15 protein-coding genes are annotated in these 19,264 nt (G+C 49.4%); 8 read left to right on the top strand and 7 right to left on the bottom strand.

All coding sequences use genetic code 11. The features are described from left to right. The first annotated feature begins 40 nt into the window (after positions 1 to 40). From ACN0T0_RS11025 to ACN0T0_RS11010, 4 genes are all read left to right on the top strand, one after another. Positions 41 to 1,228, top strand: coding sequence for an acyl-CoA dehydrogenase (locus tag ACN0T0_RS11025; protein WP_417226016.1), 1,188 nt, complete (start codon positions 41 to 43; stop codon positions 1,226 to 1,228). Next, positions 1,228 to 2,436: a CaiB/BaiF CoA transferase family protein gene (locus ACN0T0_RS11020; RefSeq protein WP_417226014.1), complete on the top strand. Its 1,209-nt coding sequence runs from the start codon at positions 1,228 to 1,230 to the stop codon at positions 2,434 to 2,436. The genes ACN0T0_RS11025 and ACN0T0_RS11020 overlap by 1 nt, the downstream gene beginning before the upstream one ends. A gap of 159 nt (positions 2,437 to 2,595) precedes the next feature. Next, on the top strand, positions 2,596 to 4,053 hold the full coding sequence (locus ACN0T0_RS11015) for an NAD-dependent succinate-semialdehyde dehydrogenase (protein WP_417226012.1): 1,458 nt from the start codon (positions 2,596 to 2,598) through the stop codon (positions 4,051 to 4,053). A 195-nt stretch (positions 4,054 to 4,248) separates the two neighbouring features. Continuing rightward, positions 4,249 to 4,800: a cupin domain-containing protein gene (locus ACN0T0_RS11010; RefSeq protein WP_417226010.1), complete on the top strand. Its 552-nt coding sequence runs from the start codon at positions 4,249 to 4,251 to the stop codon at positions 4,798 to 4,800. A 22-nt stretch (positions 4,801 to 4,822) separates the two neighbouring features. Here the strand turns inward: ACN0T0_RS11010 and ACN0T0_RS11005 are convergent, their stop codons facing one another. Next, the gene (locus ACN0T0_RS11005) at positions 4,823 to 5,383 is read right to left on the bottom strand and encodes a mechanosensitive ion channel domain-containing protein (protein WP_417226007.1); all 561 of its coding nucleotides are present in this window, start codon (positions 5,381 to 5,383) and stop codon (positions 4,823 to 4,825) included. Positions 5,384 to 5,389: 6 nt separating this feature from the next. After that, a complete protein-coding gene (locus ACN0T0_RS11000; RefSeq protein WP_417226005.1) occupies positions 5,390 to 5,896 on the bottom strand; it encodes a DUF1003 domain-containing protein in 507 nt (168 codons plus the stop codon). Positions 5,897 to 6,325: 429 nt separating this feature from the next. On the opposite strand from ACN0T0_RS11000, the gene ACN0T0_RS10995 reads away from it, so the two are divergent. Next, complete coding sequence (locus ACN0T0_RS10995; RefSeq protein ID WP_417226004.1) at positions 6,326 to 9,382, top strand: EAL domain-containing protein; 3,057 nt, start codon at positions 6,326 to 6,328, stop codon at positions 9,380 to 9,382. A 207-nt stretch (positions 9,383 to 9,589) separates the two neighbouring features. Here the strand turns inward: ACN0T0_RS10995 and ACN0T0_RS10990 are convergent, their stop codons facing one another. Then, positions 9,590 to 10,909, bottom strand: a complete 1,320-nt coding sequence (locus tag ACN0T0_RS10990; protein WP_417226002.1) for an aminotransferase class III-fold pyridoxal phosphate-dependent enzyme — start codon at positions 10,907 to 10,909, stop codon at positions 9,590 to 9,592. A gap of 230 nt (positions 10,910 to 11,139) precedes the next feature. Between ACN0T0_RS10990 and ACN0T0_RS10985 the strand changes: the two genes are divergently transcribed. After that, positions 11,140 to 12,078 carry a LysR family transcriptional regulator gene (locus tag ACN0T0_RS10985; RefSeq protein ID WP_417226000.1) on the top strand — a complete coding sequence of 313 codons (939 nt, stop codon included), beginning with the start codon at positions 11,140 to 11,142 and terminating at the stop codon, positions 12,076 to 12,078. Here the strand turns inward: ACN0T0_RS10985 and ACN0T0_RS10980 are convergent. The 3 genes from ACN0T0_RS10980 to ACN0T0_RS10970 form a co-directional block, all read right to left on the bottom strand. Further along, positions 12,075 to 12,812 (bottom strand): alpha/beta fold hydrolase, encoded by a 738-nt coding sequence (locus ACN0T0_RS10980; protein WP_417225998.1) that lies wholly within the window; start codon positions 12,810 to 12,812, stop codon positions 12,075 to 12,077. The two genes, ACN0T0_RS10985 and ACN0T0_RS10980, sit on opposite strands and share 4 nt — an antisense overlap. Before the next feature lie 347 nt (positions 12,813 to 13,159). Further along, positions 13,160 to 14,512 (bottom strand): alanine/glycine:cation symporter family protein, encoded by a 1,353-nt coding sequence (locus tag ACN0T0_RS10975; protein ID WP_417225997.1) that lies wholly within the window; start codon positions 14,510 to 14,512, stop codon positions 13,160 to 13,162. Between the two features lie 212 nt (positions 14,513 to 14,724). Next, positions 14,725 to 16,047 (bottom strand): D-serine ammonia-lyase, encoded by a 1,323-nt coding sequence (locus ACN0T0_RS10970; RefSeq protein WP_417225995.1) that lies wholly within the window; start codon positions 16,045 to 16,047, stop codon positions 14,725 to 14,727. 141 nt (positions 16,048 to 16,188) lie between these two features. On the opposite strand from ACN0T0_RS10970, the gene ACN0T0_RS10965 reads away from it, so the two are divergent. Then, on the top strand, positions 16,189 to 17,094 hold the full coding sequence (locus ACN0T0_RS10965) for a LysR substrate-binding domain-containing protein (RefSeq protein WP_417225994.1): 906 nt from the start codon (positions 16,189 to 16,191) through the stop codon (positions 17,092 to 17,094). A gap of 88 nt (positions 17,095 to 17,182) precedes the next feature. Here ACN0T0_RS10965 and ACN0T0_RS10960 read toward each other — a convergent pair whose 3' ends face one another. Beyond that, a complete protein-coding gene (locus ACN0T0_RS10960) occupies positions 17,183 to 17,680 on the bottom strand; it encodes a winged helix-turn-helix transcriptional regulator (protein WP_417225993.1) in 498 nt (165 codons plus the stop codon). A 171-nt stretch (positions 17,681 to 17,851) separates the two neighbouring features. Between ACN0T0_RS10960 and ACN0T0_RS10955 the strand changes: the two genes are divergently transcribed. Beyond that, positions 17,852 to 19,111, top strand: coding sequence for a D-amino acid dehydrogenase (locus ACN0T0_RS10955; RefSeq protein WP_417225991.1), 1,260 nt, complete (start codon positions 17,852 to 17,854; stop codon positions 19,109 to 19,111). Positions 19,112 to 19,264: the final 153 nt, after the last annotated feature.

Here is a 19,264-nt window from a genome sequence, read left to right as displayed (position 1 = left end):
GTGATGGCCGTTCATAACGAAAAGCATAAAGGTGTGTTCCATGAGCAAATCTTCTACAAAGCCTGCATTTAACTGGGAAGATCCATTCTCCCTTGAAAGCCAACTGACCGAAGAGGAGCGCATGGTACGTGATGCCGCTCGCGATTACTGTCAGGGTCAACTGTTACCGCGGGTTACAGAAGCCAACCGTCACGAGATCTTCCACACAGAAATTATGCAGGAATTGGGCGGCCTAGGTTTACTCGGCTCTACTCTGCCAGAACAGTACGGCGGCTCTGATGTTAACTATGTTTGTTATGGTCTCGTTGCCCGTGAAGTTGAACGGGTTGATAGCGGTTATCGTTCGGCCATGTCAGTGCAGTCTTCTTTGGTCATGCACCCTATCTACGCTTATGGCAATGAACAGCAGCGGATGAAATATCTGCCCAAACTGGCTTCCGGTGAATGGATCGGTTGTTTCGGTCTGACTGAGCCGGATGTTGGCTCTGATCCTAATAATATGAAAACCCGTGCCACTAAAGTGGACGGCGGTTACTGCCTTAAAGGCGCGAAGATGTGGATCACCAATTCACCGGTGGCTGATGTTTTCGTGGTATGGGCAAAACTGGATGGCGTCGTGCGCGGCTTTGTACTGGAAAAAGGTATGCCGGGTCTGAGCGCACCGAAGATCGAAGGTAAGTTCTCACTGCGTGCCTCTGTGACCGGTGAAATCGTCATGCAGGATGTGTTTGTGCCCGATGAAAATCTGCTGCCAAATGTGCAGGGTTTGGCCGGTCCTTTCGGTTGCTTGAATAAAGCCCGCTACGGTATTGCTTGGGGTTCACTGGGCGCTGCCGAGTTCTGTTGGACGGCTGCGCGCCAATACACCCTCGACCGGATTCAATTTCAGCGTCCTTTGGCGGCTAACCAGTTGGTCCAGAAGAAACTGGCTGATATGCAGACCGAGATCTCGCTGGGTCTTCAAGGTTGCTTGCAGATGGGCCGTTTGATGGATGATGATCGCTGCCCAGTGGAGTTAATCTCGCTGATGAAGCGTAACAACTGCGGTAAGTCGTTGGACATCGCCCGTGTCGCCCGTGATATGCACGGTGGTAATGGTATCTCCGATGAATTCGGTGTTATTCGTCATGTGATGAACCTTGAAGCGGTGAATACTTATGAAGGTACTCACGATATTCATGCGCTGATTCTGGGTCGGGCGATGACAGGCATTCAGGCGTTCTTCTAATGGCTGGCGCACTGAGTCATATCAAAGTACTGGATTTAAGCCGTATTCTGGCGGGCCCTTGGGCTGGCCAGTTATTGGCTGATTTCGGTGCTGAGGTGATCAAGGTGGAGCGTCCGAGCTGCGGTGATGATACCCGCAGCTGGGGGCCTCCGTTCCTCAAGGATGAAGAGGGTCATTCTGCTGATGCGGCTTATTTTCATGCGGCTAATCGGGGTAAGCAGTCGATAGCGATCGATATCACCACCGCTGAGGGTCAAGCGTTAATTAAACGCTTGGCGGCCGAGGTAGATGTGGTGATCGAAAACTATAAGGTCGGTGGCTTGAAGAAGTATGGCCTCGATTATGACAGTCTCAAAAGCGTCAATCCGGCGTTGGTGTACTGTTCAATCACCGGTTTTGGTCAGGATGGCCCCTATGCGGAACGGGCCGGTTATGACTTTATGATTCAGGCCATGGGTGGCTTGATGAGTGTCACCGGTGAAGCGGATGGTCAGCCGATGAAGGTAGGGGTTGCACTGGTCGATGTGATGACCGGTTTGTACGCCTGTAATGCGATTCAGGCGGCGCTGTTGCATCGCCGTGAAACCGGTGTAGGACAGTATATCGATATGGCCTTGCTGGATGTACAGGTGGCGACGTTAGCTAATCAGGCGATGAATTACTTGGCGGGTGGTCAACCACCGGCACGGTTGGGCAATGCCCATCCTAATATCGTACCCTATGAGGCTTTTCCAACCGCCGATGGTCATATTATCTTGGCGGTGGGTAATGATGCGCAGTTTGCTAAATTTTGTGCCTTAGCTGGGGCGCCTGAATTAGCGACGAATCCGGCCTTTGAAACCAACTCTTTACGGGTTGAGAATCGTGCCGATTTGACGCCGCTGGTGGCTGAGCTGATGACCCATGAAAGCAGTGACTGGTGGCTGGAACATCTATCGGCTCAGGGCGTGCCTTGTGGGCCAATCAATACGCTCGATAAAGTCTTTGCTGATCCTCAAGTGCAGTATCGTAAGCTGCGGGTTGATCTGCCCCATGCGGTGGTTGGCAGTGTTCCCTCGGTGGCGAATCCGGTGAAGTTTTCACATACGCCGATCGAGTACAACAACGCCCCGCCTATGTTAGGTGAACACACCGATGCCGTGTTGACTGGTCTTGGCTTAAGCGAAGAAGATATTGCACAACTCAAAGCGCGCAAGGTGGTTGGTTAACCTCTAGTGGCGCTCATTATGTATCGACCACTGAACCTCTGTTGATAACGGCCGCCAGCAGCGCTGTTATCTTCGGGGCGTTTAATTCGCGTCTTATTATTCTATTTTTATATACCCAGTGGCTAAAGATCGTTGGGTATCGCTGTTTTGGAGTTTCATATGATTACCCTGAAAGACCCCTCCCTGTTAAAACAACAAGCTTATGTTAACGGTCAGTGGATTGATGCCCTAAATGGCGAAACCAATCCGGTGATTAATCCCGCCACCGGCGAACAGATTGCTACAGTACCTGATCTAGGCGTTGCCGAAACCGAAGCGGCGATTGCGGCTGCCGATGTGGCTTTTAAAAGCTGGAAAAAGAAAACCGCTAAAGAACGCTCAGCACTGCTGCGTAACTGGTTTGAACTGATCGTTGCGAATAAAGATGATCTGGCGATGCTGATGACTGCCGAGCAAGGCAAACCATTAGCAGAATCCGCCGGTGAAGTATTGTACGGTGCTTCTTTTATCGAGTGGTTTGCCGAAGAAGGTAAGCGAGCTTACGGCGATGTGATTCCGAGTCATGCGGCGGATAAACGTATTATCGTCACTAAAGAGCCGATCGGTGTAACCGCAGCGATCACCCCGTGGAACTTTCCCAACGCGATGATCACCCGTAAATGCGCCCCTGCGTTAGCGGTTGGTTGCACCATGATTATCAAGCCCGCAGAAGATACCCCACTATCTGCGTTGGCATTGATGGAGCTGGCGGACCGTGCCGGTATTCCTGCAGGTGTGATTAATGTCTTAACCACGAAGCGACCTATCGAAGTGGGTAAGGCGTTAACCGATAGCTCTGTGGTACGTAAGCTCTCCTTTACCGGGTCTACGCCGGTAGGTAAGCAGTTGATGCGTCAGTGTGCTGATACGGTGAAGAAAACCTCCATGGAGCTCGGGGGCAATGCGCCACTGATCGTGTTTGATGATGCCGATTTAGATAAAGCGATTCCGGCCGCGATTGCCTCTAAATATCGTAACTCTGGTCAAACCTGTGTCTGTGCTAACCGTTTGTTGATTCAAAGTGGTATCTATGAAGAGTTTGCCCAGCGTTATGCCGCTGAAGTGGCGAAATTGAAAGTAGGTAACTGCCTCGAAGGTGAGTTTCAACAAGGGCCCATGATTAACCGGGCCGCGGTTGATAAGGTGACCGCGATGGTTGAAGATGCGGTGGCAAAGGGTGCGCGGATTATTGCCGGTGGTAAGCCGCATGCATTGGGCGGTAACTTCTATGAGCCGACCATTATTGCCGATATCAATAATGATATGCGTTTGGCCCATGAAGAGATTTTCGGCCCTGTCGCGCCATTGTTCCGGTTTGAAACTGAAGAGGAAGCCGTGCGTATCGCCAATGATACCGAGTTTGGTTTGGCGGCCTACTTCTTTACCCGTGATTATGCGCGGGTGTTCCGTGTTTCCGAAGCCTTAGAATATGGCATGGTGGCGGTTAATGATGGCATTCTGTCGACTGAAGTCGCGCCGTTCGGTGGCGTTAAAGAGTCCGGCACCGGCCGAGAAGGGTCTAAATATGGTATGGACGATTATCTGGAAATTAAGTACACCTTAGTGGGTGGCTTGTAAGCGCTGTATAAGTTCTTTAGTTAACCTCTCTCTTTCGCTTCTTTATCTTTAGGAGCCACACCGAGGCGATAGGCCCTCTATCGCTTCGGTGACTGGCCCTTTCTCCTATGCTGTTCTTTGTATAAAATATTTCGCACAGGGTATGCTGGTGTGCGATTATTCTAATCTATAAAAAAACTGATGGCGGGAACTGGTGTGGAGCATGTAGATGTTGGCGAACGCTTAAAGGCGATTCGTAAAATGAATGGGCTTTCGCAACGGGAACTGGCGAAGCGGGTTGGGGTGACCAACAGTACTATCTCAATGATTGAGAAGAACGGGGTAAGCCCTTCGGTGAGTTCACTGAAGAAGGTGTTGTCTGGTATTCCCATTTCGATAGGCGATTTTTTTACCTTAGATCTCGATGATATAGAACCCGATAGCGTGGTCTATAAAGCGGATGAGATGCCTGATATTGGTTCTAATAATCTGAGTCTTAAGCTAATCGGTGCCCGCCATAAGGGACGCTCGATGGATCTATTGAAAGAGCGCTATGAACCCGGTGCTGAAACCGGTTCTGAGATGTTGCAACACCCCGGCGAAGAAGCGGGTTTGGTGATCAGTGGTGAGATCGAGTTGACGGTCGGCTTTCAAATCTATCACCTAAAAGCCGGTGATGGTTACTACTTCAATAGTAACCGTCCACATAGGTTTCGTAATATTTCCACCGAGGTGTGCGAAATTGTCAGCGCTAACCCGTCGGTATGACGCTGGAGTCGTGTAAGTTGGTTTAAGTGTCTTTCGCTGTACTTTCAGGCACATTGATATGGGTAGACTCTGTTGGGCTTGTTAGTGGTGTTTGAGTCTGCGTAGGGGGATGATCAAATTTAATCACCGCTTTCTGTAAAATCAGGGTATTGGGATAGGTGAGGATCTGTCCTTGGCGACGGATGATGACATGAAACAACGTGATCTCATCGACCACACCACTGATATCGTCATCCTTATCGACAATCTTAATATAATCACCCACTCGATATGGGAAGCCAAAAAAGATAATCAAGCTCGCGGTGATATTGCTTAGAATCGACCACTGGGCAAACATTGCCACGCCGATGATGGCAAACACCGATGATAAAAATACCGACAGTTGTGCATATTGAATTCCCAATATCAGTGTGAGCAGGGTGAAAAACAACACTGTCAGGGCGATATTGAGGGTTTTGGCAATATATTTGAGCCGGTAGGGGTCGGTGCCCTTAAGCTCACCCAGCCGATTGATATTGCGATTGATAAAACGTAATGCAAGGGCATAAACAGCAATGACCGCAAACACGATAAAGTATTTCATCACGGGTTATTCTCCTGAAGGTTTATTGCCTTGTTGAACGAGCGTGTCGCTGAGTTGATCCAATTTTGTGTGTAAGCGCATGATCTGCAATTCCAATTTAAGATTGATCTCAAAGGTGGCATCCTGTTTTATCCGATCTTTTGCTGCTTGTCGGTTTTGCGACATCATAATAATTGGAGCCTGAAAGGCAGCCAAGCTTGAAAGCCCAAGGTTCAGCAGGATATAAGGATAGGGGTCAAAGGGTTTATCGATCAGCAGATAGCTGTTAGTCATAATCCAGGCGATGATAAACAGAAAAAAGAGCGAGATAAACCACCAAGAGCCGCCAAAGCGAGCCACCACATCTGCTATTTTTTGTCCGGTGGTTAGGCTGTCGCTGTAGGCATTATTGACGTTCTCCGACACGGTTGTATGTTCGGCAATACTGTTGATAACTTTTTGCTCTTTTTCGGCCAAAGCGCTGTAGTTTTGCCCCAGTAAGGCTTTGGCTAGGTTTTCAAAGTAATGTTTCATATCAATCTCCTTAGGCGGATTCATCCCAGTATAGAAGACCCGATATGGTGCGCGGTTTGAAATTTTTCAGCGTGATCCAATATTCACTCAGTTATAACTCATTCTCTTTCGCTTAAACATTCTTTTGGCTAACGATTGTGGTTGTTGTGGTTTTTCTGTCAGTCCGTTGCCCACCGCAGAGAGGTCTACTAATGAGGTGTTAAGTTTTCTGTGACAAAACCCTATTAAATTAAGGTTAATTTGACAATATGTAACTACTATATAAAGACGTTGTTATACGATTGCTATAGGCTGCGCTGCGGGCCATGGAGGCCCTAAGTATACCCCGATCTGAGGTGGATTTATCGCGGATTAGATGGGGCTGAGGAAAACGAATAAATGATATTGAGTTGTCAGTTTGGGTCTTTAAGGTGCCGCTTGGTTCTGCTAATGCTCTTGATTGCATTGCCGGGTTTTTTAGCTGTTTTTATTCACGTGCAGCAACAGCGAGAGTCGGCGATCAATATCAGCCGAGCACAGGCGCGTTTTGTGGTGGAACATTCGGTGTTACATCAAAATATTTTGGTTGAGAGTACCCGTAAATATCTCAAATTATTAGCCGATAGTCCCTTTGTAAAGAAACCTTCTGATCCGAGCTGCTCAGCTTATTTAGCCAGCATTCTGGAATTAAATCCTGATTACGTGAACCTTGGGGTTCCCCGTTACGATGGTCGACTATATTGCAATGCGTTGCCCCTTGAAAAACCGGTCTCTGTCGCCGATCGAGGCTATTTTCAGCGAACCATTCAAAATCACGAGTTTGCCATTGGTGAATATCAGCTAGATAGAGCGGCAGAGGTGGTGAGCGTAAACTTTTCTTATCCGGTATTTAAGGATGATGGCACGATTGCTGGCGCGGTGGTCGCGGTGGTGGCGCTGACATGGTGGAATGATTACCTAGCTAAATCGGGCTTACCGAGAGACTCGATTGCGGTGATAACCGATGCCGAGGGCTTTATTGTTGCGAATTACCCATCCTCAACGGATAAGATCGGTAAGCGGGAGAAATTGCTGCATCAAAATACCCTTGCCGCGAATAACCCTATCATGATTGATGTGGATGGTATTCGAAGGGTTTATTTCACCGCAGATCTATATACCACCCCGGCGGGCCGAACAATCACGATGAGTATTGGGGTGCCGGTTGAGGATGAGATTGCCGCTGCCAGTCGCCAGCTATATATGAGCCTGATGTTGATGAGTGGGGTCATGTTCTTGGTGCTATTTATTGCGATTAAAGGGCTTCGTGACGGCATTTTACAACCTTTGGCGCAGCTTACCCGTGCCACTCGATTATTATCCCAAGGGCGTTTTAGTGATGTTGAGGTGACCAGTGCAGCCGCCGAAATTAAGGAGTTACATACTCAGTTTAAGGGGATGGCGCAAAAGCGCTTGTGTGCCGAGCAACAGGCACTGGAACGTAATGAAGAGCTAAACTCTGTGTTTAAAGCGCTGCCAGATCTTTATTTTAGACTTGATGAACACGGCATTATTCTCGATTTTAAGGCGGATAAAGAATCTGATCTCTACCTCGCACCGGACGTTTTCCTGAATAAGCCGATGACCGAGGTGATGCCTGAAAACGTCGATATGGCAAACCATTTAGGGCAACTGCAGCAGCTTATCGAGCCGGTAAGTTGGGAATATAGCTTGACCTTCCCTGAGGGCGAGAAGTTTTTTGAGGCCCGCCTTAATCGGATTTCAGGTACGTCGCAGTTTATTCTAGTGGTACGTAATATCAGCGATAAAAAGCAGGCTGAGGCATCGTTAGAACTCTCTTCAATGGTCTTTCATTCGATTAGCGAAGGGATTTTAGTCACCGATATTGATGGTCTTATTGTCGAGGCTAACCCAGCGTTTACTAAAATTACGGGCTATCGCACCGATGAGTTACTGGGGCAAACACCGGCGATATTAAAATCGGGTTATCATGATCAGGCATTCTATGAGTCTATATGGCATCAGTTAGACACGGAGGGATTCTGGGAAGGTGAGATCTATGATAAGCGTAAAAATGGTGAGGTGTTCCCCCAATGGTTAACGATTAATACGGTTTACGATAATGATGATAAACCGTATCGAAGAATCGCTATGTTTATCGATTTTACTGAAAAGAAACGGGCAGAGGAGGTGATCTGGCAACAAGCGCACATGGATATTCTGACCGGGTTGCCTAATCGAAAACTATTCGGCGATCGAATCCATCAAGAGCTGGAGCATACGGACCGCAGTGGTTTGCCGACCGCGATTCTGTTTCTCGATCTGGATATGTTTAAAGAGGTGAATGACACCCTTGGCCACGCGATGGGTGATCAGTTATTGGTGCAAGTCGCAGCCCGAATCTCTAAGTGTGTGCGTTCGGTCGATACCGTTGCACGTCAGGGAGGAGACGAGTTCGCCATTATTCTCAGCCAGGTTAAGAATATGCATGTGGTTAACGCTATTTGTGAGGAGTTGCTCAATAGTTTGGCTATGCCCTATCAATTGGGAGATGAGGATGAGGCGGCCTATATTACCGCGAGTATTGGTATCACCTTTTATCCCGATGATGCGACTAATGTCGGCGATCTGATTAAATCCGCTGATCAGGCGATGTATGCCGCGAAAGAAAGAGGCCGTAACTGTTTTCAGTATTTCACGCGAGAGATGCAGCAGGAAGCCGTTCAGCGGATGCAGTTAATTGCCGATATGCGCCGTGCCATAACGGAGCATCAGTTTGTGCTCTACTATCAACCGCTGGTGTTGTTAGAAGACCGGTCTATCAATAAAGCCGAGGCGTTAATTCGTTGGCGACACCCCGAGAAAGGTTTGGTTATGCCGGATGAGTTTATTCCGACGGCGGAAGAATCCCATCAGATTTTAGCGATTGGCAGTTGGGTGCTAGAAGAGGCAACCAAAACGGTGCTGATGCTACAGCAGAAATATGATGCGGATTTTCAGTTGAGTGTGAACATCTCGCCGGTACAATTTGAAAGCCTCGATAGCAATATCTCTTCTTGGTTAGAACAACTGGGTTCATTAGCATTATCGGGGCAATCGGTGGTTGCTGAAATCACTGAAGGCATGATGATGAGCGGTTCAGACGAGATTCGTGAAAAGATGATTGCCTTTAAAACAGCTGGAGTGCAGGTGGCATTGGATGATTTTGGCACTGGCTATTCAAGCTTGGCTTATATCAGCGAATACGATATCGATTATCTTAAAATCGACCAGTATTTTGTCAAAAATCTATCACTTAGATCCGATGCCTATACATTATGTAAAGCGATCATTGTGATGGCGCATAACCTCGGTATTAAAGTGATTGCCGAGGGGGTCGAGACCGAACAGCAACATCGTCTATTGTTAGAGCTAGGCTGTGATTTTGGTCAGGGTTATCTCTATTCAAGACCGGTGAAACTGGGCGATTTTGAACAGCTACTGCATGATCGGCGTCAGCAAAAATGATGAGTTTAGATCTGTAAGACTAGGGCTGCCAAGCGAGGATCCAGCAAAATAGAATCTAGCAAATCAAGCCTTACTGATAAGTAAGGACGTGTACAGAGGGGAAGGTGCGGGCCTGAAAGCGAAGTCCTAAAGGCGTTCCGTCAAATGGTAGGCAAAAAAAGCCGACGACGAGATAGCTCGCCGCCGGAAAGGTTACTGCTGTGATGTTTAAGCGAACATATCTTCTGCGGTTTCGCGTAGTACATTTACCAGCCGGTCGATATGGTTGGCTTCGATGGTTAAGGGGGGGGAGAAAGCAACGATATTACCCATCGTCCGCACCATCACGCCGCGCTTGTAACAGCCTTTCTGGAAGTCCAAACCGATCGGGCCGTTAGCCGCTACTGAAGCATCAAACTGCACTGCACCAACGAGGCCATAGTTACGTACATCGATCACTTTTGGCGCATCTTTCAAGCTATGTAATGCATTTTCAAAGTGCGTGCCAATCTCACCGCTGGCGCGGGTTAGCAAACCTTCTTTCTCATAGATATCCAGTGTTGCCAAGCCTGCAGCACAAGCGACTGGGTGGGCAGAGTAGGTATAGCCATGGTAAAACTCGATGCCACCGACCGCGACGTTGTTAACAATCTGGTCGTGAATTTCATCTTTAACGAATACGGCACCCAGTGGGATCACACCGTTGGTGATACCTTTTGCTGAGGTGATCATGTCTGGCACAACATCAAACTCTTCTGAAGCAAAGGCTGAACCCAAACGTCCCCAGCCGGTAATGACTTCATCAAAGATCAGTAAGATATCGTACTGGTCACAGATCTCGCGCATGCGTTTCAGGTAACCCTGTGGTGGCATAATCACGCCACCGGCACCGCTCATCGGTTCGATAATCACTGCGGCAATACTGTCAGCACCGTGGAAGTTGATCAGTTGTTCGAGGGCTTCCGCCTTATCGATGCCCTGCTCTGGCAAGCCTTTACTGAAGGCGTTATTAGCGATATCCAGTGTATGAGGTAGGTGATCGGTTGGCAGCAGTGGGCCAAAACCAACACGGTTAGGTGTCAGGCCACCGACTGAGATGCCACCGAAGTTAACACCGTGGTAGGCCAGTTCACGACCGAGAAACTTAGTTTTACCACCTTTACCACGGGATTTCTGGTATTGCAGGGCAATCTTCAGCGCAGACTCAACGGCTTCTGAACCGGAGTTGGCGAAGAATACTTTATTTAGGGAGGCTGGCGTATGTTTGATTAGACGGTTGGCAAACTCAAAACCGATCTCATGACCAAAGTTAAAAGGGGATGCGTAATCCAGATCGCGCAGCTGCTGGCTAACCGCATCGGCGATTTCAGTACGGCCATGACCGGCATTAACACACCACAGTCCGGCGGTTGCATCGAGAATTTCTTGGCCTTCATTGGTGTAATACATAACACCTTCGGCGCGCTCAATTAGACGAGGCTGGTTTTTAAAGTCCCGGTTAGCCGTAAATGGCATCCAGAACGCATCCATATTGATGTTTGTGCTCATGAGAAAACCCTGTTTAGGTTATTAGTAATGGCCCGTTGCTGACGTCAGCTCAGCATAGAACGTTGTCGTTACCCGTTAACATTAAGCGCCTGCTTGAACAGGAGAACCCAATGTCATGGTTTAACTTAATGGCCTTATGGCGTCATAGTAGCGCCAGTGTTAAAGTCTTATAAATAACAAACATTGAATGCTTACTTTAGTGTTTATCAAACTTAATAGGTGAGACTTAGATGGTCGGAAAAGCTCTGCAAAGTATGGGGAAGGTTGGGGATTTTGAGATCCGCCTACTACGGGTTTTTAAAACCGTGGTTGAGTGCGGAGGATTTTCCGCCGCGGAGGTGGAGTTGAATATCAGTCGTTCGACAATTTCGGTGCATATGTCGAACCTTGAAGCGCGGCTCAAACTTAAACTTTGCCAACGGGGCCGTTCCGGTTTTGCTTTAACTGAGGAAGGTTTAACCATCTATAACGCAACCCGGCAGCTATTTTCTCGGTTAGCGGAATTTCGCTCCACCGTTAATGCGCTGCATCAGCAGATGACCGGTGAGGTGCGGATTCTCACGTCGGATACGATCAGTTTGGATGAGCGATGCGGCCTGGATGAGGTGATCGCCGAGTTTGCCGCATTGGCACCGGATGTGTATATCAGCTTTGATACCGCGCCCCTTGGAGAGATCGAACGGCGGGTGATCAATGGCGATGCGGATGTTGGTTTTATTCCCCACCATCGTGATATTGAGGGGCTAGATTTCCTGTTAATGTATAAAGATAAATCGATGCTCTATTGTGGTGATCGTCATCCGCTATTTAATGAGCAGGACCAGAAGCAACTGAATGATGCATTGAAGTCATGTAAGTTGGTTCATGCGGGGGTGTTGACCAGTCCTGAAGCAAATCAGCAGCTAGTGGAAATGAATAAAGCGGCCGAAGCCTATTATTATGAAACCCGGGCGACCATGATTTTGTCCGGTGTTTATGTGGGGTTTCTGGCGGAGAAATTTGCCCAGCAGTGGGTAGCGCAGGGGCGAATGCGGGCGTTGCTGCCTGAAACCCGGTTTTATAATTTACAGGTGGCTGCCATCAGTCGCCGCTCTGGGCCGTTAAATAAACCCAGAGATCTGTTTATGGAACTGTTAAACCAACATATTCAAACCAGCGAAGCCGACTAACCTTTGAGCCATTCGGTTATCTGACGTAATAGCCAGTCGGGCTGATCGTGGGGGATATCATGGCCCGCCTTCGGGTGTTGAATATGTGGCATATGCCAGCTGTTTGCCAGTTGTTCTGAACAGTGTGGATTGACCAGTTTATCTTTAGCGCTACTGAGCAACAGCACCGGTTTTTTAGGCGGATAGGGTTGGGGGCCGCACTGGATGGCCAGTTGTAGCTGGCGTCGCACATTGCTGAAGCTGAGAGGGTATTCCAACTGATACATCTGCCAAAAAGACAGTGTTTCCTGCCGTCCATAGGATGATTCACAGGTGAGATCGAAGAGCGCTTTTTCCCGAGGGTAGCCAGTGCTGAGCATCGCACGGATGATTTTTGGCCAGGCTCCGGGCTGCAAGCGCAGGGGGAAGCTGGTGTCGGATAAGCTGCTGTTAATCAGTACTACACCGCGTAAATCATCGGGATATTCCTGCATCCAGTGATAAGCAATCATACCGCCTAGAGACAGTCCAAGCAGATACACGGGTTGCTCTGGTCGGTGGCGCCGGTGCAGGTCATTGATGAGTTCATTCACCGAGGTCGGGCAGGGGTGACGGTATCGCTGACCGTTGCCCGGTAGATCGATACAGCTCACTTGGGTGTTGGGTAAACGCTGTTGCATCTGTTCTGGAAATGAACCCCAGTGGCGGCTTTCACGGCATAAGCCGCGCAGTAATATCCAGTGTTGTTTAGCCATAACGGTATTTGTTTCACCTCCGCTCCTCACACAGTCGACACTTCAGTGTTAGCGGTACTCGCTTGGCCCTATTGGGCAGATGGTCGGGCTGTTGTCAGTTTAATTGGATGATTGCAGAGTACCGTTACACCACCGTTAAAGTGTAGTCGGAAATAACCGCTGCGAAAATTTTGCGGTGAGACTATTTTAGCACTGAAGCTAGGTGTCATTAGGCTTTAAGCCGGGAGCAACCCCTTTGCCCTATCTAACCTTTAGCAAGCAACCGCTGTAACCAGCCTCTCACAGTAAAGGTATAGACGTAAAAAGGAGGCCGAAGCCTCCTTAGATATTAACGGGTATAAAAGTGGTTATGCTTGTTTGGCAAAGTATTCCCTTGTTAGTCGGAAGACGACTGGGCTGAGCAGTGCCAGGGCGATCAGGTTTGGAATCGCCATCATTGCGTTGAGGGTATCCGCCAGCAGCCAGATGAAATCAAGGCTGACACCGGCACCCAGAGGCACGGCAATAATCCAAGCGATGCGGTAAGGGGTGATGGCTTTCAGGCCAAATAGAAACTCAACACAGCGCTCGCCGTAGAAAGACCAGCCAATAATGGTGGTAAAGGCGAAGATCGCCAGTGATACTGCAATCAGGTAGTTACCCACACCCGGCAGAGCCTGTGCGAAGGCGGCTGAGGTCAGTGCCGCACCAGAAGCCCCAGAGGTCCATTCACCGGAAGTGATGATCACCAATCCGGTGATGGTGCAGATCAAGATAGTATCGATAAAGGTACCCAGCATCGCTACCATGCCCTGACGGACAGGGTCTTTAGTTTGTGCAGCAGCGTGGGCGATAGGAGCAGAACCAAGGCCCGCTTCATTCGAGAAGATACCTCGGGCTACACCAAAGCGGATCGCCATCCAGATAGCGGCACCGGCAAAACCACCTTCCGCAGCGCTGTCAGTAAAGGCGTAGGTGAAGATCAGGTTTAAGGCGTGGGGGATAGCATCCGCATTGATGGCCAAGACAATCAAACCAGCCACCAGATAGGCAATCGCCATCACCGGAACCAGCGCGCCAGCAACGCTACCAATACGCTTGATACCACCGATCAGCACTGCGCCAACAAGTACCATCAAAATAATACCGGTCAGCCAAACATTCAGTCCAAAGTTAGACTGGATAACATCGGCAACGGAGTTCGATTGCACTGTGTTACCGATACCAAAAGCAGCGATGGCACCAAAAATAGCGAAGGCAGTACCCAGCCAAGCCCACTTAGCGCCTAGACCGTTTTTGATATAGTACATCGGGCCGCCCACATGGTTGCCCGCTTCATCGACTTCACGGTATTTAACCGCTAAAACCGCTTCTGCGTATTTGGTCGCCATACCCACCAGTGCAGTACACCACATCCAGAACAATGCGCCGGGTCCACCGAGGAAAACCGCGGTAGCAACGCCGGCAATATTACCGGTGCCGACTGTTGCTGAGAGGGCGGTCATCAGTGCTTGGTAGGGTGGAATCTCACCCTCTTTGGCAGCATCGCCATCAGCGGCGCGGCCGCTCCATAGCAGTTTAAAGCCGGCTCCCAGTTTGAAAATTGGCATCAGCTTCAGACCCAACATCAGAAACAGACCAACTCCCAGAATAAGAACCAACATCATTGGCCCCCAGACGACACCGTTAATCGCGCTGATTATTGATGTGATAGCTTCCATATGAACTCCCTAATTATTGTAATTATCCCCGCCGACAGACTTATGGTCTGCGGTTGGGTATGTGACCGTTTATGGCGATCGTTTAGTGAAACTAGCGCAGCAATCGTCGAGCCGATGGCTTAAAGAGTCGCTGCGTTAGTTGCAAAAAATCCGGCAATGGTTAAAGCCGGTCATCACTCAGGCGCTCAATGTGATCGGCCTGAGCGTATCCTTTACAGGCTGGCGAGTTGAGCGCCATGCTGCTGGAATTTTTCCATCTCTTGGGGCGGTACAAACAGGCCACCAGTCGTCCAGAGTAGGTGGGTGGCGTTGTGTATAAGCGGTGTTAACTGTTGTTGCTGTTGATAAGCCTTACCCGCATCGCTATGGCTTAACCAGCGTGGCCCGGCAAAACCCGCAGCAGCGGAAGGCTCGATCTCAAGGCCTTCACACTGGTTGAGCTGATAGAGGTGGCGGAACAGTTCATCATCGGTGACGGTAAAGATGCCACTGAGAATGGTTTCCATCATCGAACAGACCCAACCAGAGGCCATGCTCACCGCCAGCCCATCGGCTTCGGTGGCCACGTTGAGGCCGACCTGATAAACCGATTCTGGATGACGCTTATCTTCCGCTTGCATCCCCACCAACACACAGGGGGCTTCCACCGGTTCGGCAAAGAAGCAGTGTACGGCGGGGCCGAATACCTGCTTAAGGCCGAAGGTGATGCCACCGGGGGCACCACCGACGCCGCAGGGTAGATAAACAAACAACGGGTGTTCAGCATCGACGACAACCTGCTGCTCGGCGAGTTGCTGTTGTAGACGCAACGCGGCGACGGCGTAGCCAAGAAAGAGCCGCGGCGAGTTTTCATCGTCGACAAAATAACTGCTGGGATCGGCGTTGGAAGCCTTTCGTCCCGCATCGACCGCCGCGCTGTAATCATCACGGTGTTCGATAACGGTCACACCGCGATCACGCAGTCGTTGTTTTTTCCATTGCTTAGCCTCGATGGACATATGTACCACCGATTTGAAACCCAGTGCCGCACTGATAATGCCTATACTTAAACCGAGGTTGCCGGTACTGCTAACAGCGACCTCATGGCGATTGAATAGTGCTGTAGCGTCGGGACCGAGCAGGGCTAAATAGTCATCTTCAGTGCTCTGGATAATGCCATGCTGCAGGGCCAATTGTTCGGCATGACAGAGGACTTCATGGATACCGCCACGGGCCTTGATGGATCCGGCAACCGGCAGCGCATGATCAGCTTTTATCATTAGCTTGCCTGATAACTCAGGATAGTGCCGTTGTTGCAGTGAGGTGGCAGACTGTAGCCTTGATTCGATCAGCCCTTGGTGGGCTTCTAGTTCAGGAAAGAGTTGTTGCAATAGCGGTGCAAAACGTCTGAGACGCTGATCGGCTTGGTCAATATCATGGCGGCTTAGTTCGCTTTTATGTGCGCTAAGATCGGCCCTGTAGTCGGGGTTCAACCATAACATCGGCTCGCTGGACGTGAGAGTTTGTCCTAGCGGTGTATCAATAAGGTGGCTCATAGTTGGCTCTGCATCTTGTTATGTTTGTATCGCGCAGTGGGAGGTATTTTCTAGTCTTCAGTGAGGCTAAACAAACGATGATTTCTATTGTATAGTTTAGTTTGACTAAACTAATATTAACGACAATAAAAAAGCATCCCTATGCACATTAATAGTCAGATTCTCGCCGCTATGCGCACCTTTGAAGCGGCCGCACGGTTACACAGTTTTAGCCAGGCTGCGAGTGAATTATCGATCACGCCCGGTGCGGTCAGTCAGCAGATTAAAAACCTCGAACAACAGATCGGCGTAGCACTGTTTACCCGTAAAACCCGACAAGTTGAGTTAACCCCGAGGGGGGCGCAACTGTATGAGTCGGTCAGGCCTGCATTGCTGAGCCTGGAAAGCTGCTTGAGCCGTATTAAACGTTCCGACCCTGAGGGCAGTGTGCGTTTGCGCTCGATTCCCTCCTTCGTGTTTAAGTGGCTGATTCCACGGCTGGGCGGTTTTCAGAAACGCTACCCCGATATCCGTATTGAAACGATAGCGGAAGGGAGTTTACTGGATCTGAATAACCGTGATTTTGATATCGCCATCGACTACGGAATTGGCCACTACCCGGGTTTGAGTTATTCGCGGATGATGAATGAAAATCTATTTCCGGTGGTCAGCCCAGAGTTTTTTGGTGATATCGATTGGCAGGCACCCGGAATACTTAATCGGTTACCGTTACTGCATGACACGGCTCCTTGGGCGGATGCCGAGCCGGATTCCGAGTGGCGCTATTGGTTGCAAGAGAGTGGTATCAAAGGGATTGAAACGGATCGGGGACACTATTTTAATCGCGGTGATATGGCGATTAAGGCGGCGGAATCGGGTCTAGGGGTGGCCATCGCGCGGGAATCGTTGTTAACCGATGAGATTATTCGTGGCCGTTTATTTGCGCCCTATCCGAAGCAGAAGTGTCGTTGTGCCTACTATATCGTTTATGCCCATGGGGCATTGAATAATCCGGGGGTCAAAGCGGTGCATGACTGGCTGATTGGTATCGGCAATCAGCCGGGTTGAGCGATCACCTAGGTGATATCAGGTGTCGCCGACCGAGCCAGTGTGAACGCGTGTTGCTGTGATCATGTTCCGCTGTCAACCAAGAGGGTTAACCTCTTGGTTGTACCGGATTGATTGGCAGGCTGAGGGATTCTTTAACCTCTTCCATCACGATATAACTCTTCGAGTTTTTAACGCCCGGCAAGGTCAGCAACATTTCGCCGAGCAATGCACGGTATTCCGACATATCGGCAATACGTGCCTTAATAAGGAAGTCGGCATCACCCGAGACCAAATGGCACTCCAGTACATAGGGTAGCGAGACCACGGCTTTATTAAACTTAAGAAAGGCATCGGGGGATTGATAAGAGAGGGATATCTCGACAAAGACCAACATACCATAGCCCATCGCATGGGGATCGATCCGTGCATAGTAGCCCTGAATCAGCCCATCTTTCTCTAATCGCTTCACCCGTTCCATGCAGGGTGTGGTACTTAAACCAACGATATCGGCTAGGTCGACATAACTAATGCGGCCATTTTCCTGCAGGGTTTTGAGGATATTCAGGTCAATCTTATCCAGCTTGCGTTTTTGTTTATTGTTCATAGCGTTGCTTTGCCCTTAAGCCTCAAATGAGGTGAAAATTATTTTTGCTGTTAATTTGTAGGGTAATTTATTTGAAAATAGTTTAAATACAAAAAAATAATCTGTCAAAGATGCAATACACTAGCTGAATCATTTGTTGGTGATAAATATAAAAACGGATAGGTATCTTTAATGAAAATTTTGATTTTGGGTAGTGGCGTCATTGGCGTAGCGAGCGCCTGGTACCTGGCCAAACAAGGCCATCAGGTTACCATAATTGATCGGCAGAGTGGTCCAGCGATGGAAACCAGCTTTGCTAACGCCGGCCAGATCTCGCCGGGCTATTCTGCGCCTTGGGCTGCTCCTGGGGTACCACTGAAAGCGATCAAATGGCTGATGCAGGATCTTGCACCGCTGATGATCAATCCCAAGGTGAATGCTAACACGCTGAAGTGGATGACCAAAATGCTGGCCAACTGCACAGAATCGTCTTATCACACCAACAAAGCACGCATGATGCGCTTAGCTGAGTATAGTCGTGATTGCTTCAAAGATCTGCGTTCTGAAATCGATATCGATTATGAAGGCCGGACGGATGGTACGTTACAGGTGTTTCGTACCCAGAAGCAGGTCGATGCGGCGGCTAAAGATATTGCCGTGCTAGAAGAGTGCGGCGTGAAATATGAAGTGCTCGATCGGCAGGGCTGTGTTGCCCGCGAACCGGCGCTGGGTCATGTACAAGAGAAAATCGTCGGTGGTTTAAGACTGCCGGGTGATGAAACGGGTGATTGCTTCAAATTTACCACGGCCTTAGCTGAAGAGTGTAAGAAGCTCGGCGTTGAGTTTAAGTTTGATACTGAAATCGAAGGTCTGATCAGCGATGACCGTGACATTGTTGGGGTGAAAACCAAACAAGGCATCATGACTGCCGATCGCTACCTGATGTGCCTCGGTAGTTACAGCACTCTGCTGCTGGCAAATGTCGGTGTTGTTGTACCGGTCTATCCGATCAAAGGCTACTCTCTGACGTTGCCGATTATTGATGAGTCTCGTGCGCCTGTCTCAACCGTCATGGATGAAACCTATAAAGTGGCGGTGACCCGTTTCGATGACCGAATTCGCGTCGGCGGCACGGCGGAGATTACCTCTTACGATACATCGTTGCAGGAAAAACGCCGCAAGAATGTCGAGTTTACCGTGGGTGACCTATTCCCCGGCGGTGGCGATATTGAGAAAGCAGAGTTCTGGACCGGCTTGCGGCCGATGACACCGGATGGTACTCCCGTACTCGGTGGCACACGTTACCCTAATCTGTACCTCAATACTGGTCATGGCACCTTGGGGTGGACCATGTCTCTGGGGTCAGGCAAGTTCGTTGCCGATGTGATCAGTGGCCAGCAGCCGGATATCGATCCTGAAGGCTTGTCAGTGGCCCGTTATGGTCAAAAATAACGCATAACATTTTTTGAGCACAGAGGTTTTTTACGCACCCCCTCAGCACTTTTTAATGCCTCTGTGCTCAGTTTTTTTTACAGGCTATAATCGGCGGCTTCTGGTGCTGAAAAGCAGGCTGATCGGGCCAGCTGATGAATGAGTTGGCCGCCC

The organism is Amphritea sp. (assembly GCF_048266285.1).
Taxonomy (GTDB): Bacteria; Pseudomonadota; Gammaproteobacteria; order Pseudomonadales; family Balneatricaceae; genus Amphritea.
This window is presented reverse-complemented; position numbering and strand designations above follow the sequence as displayed.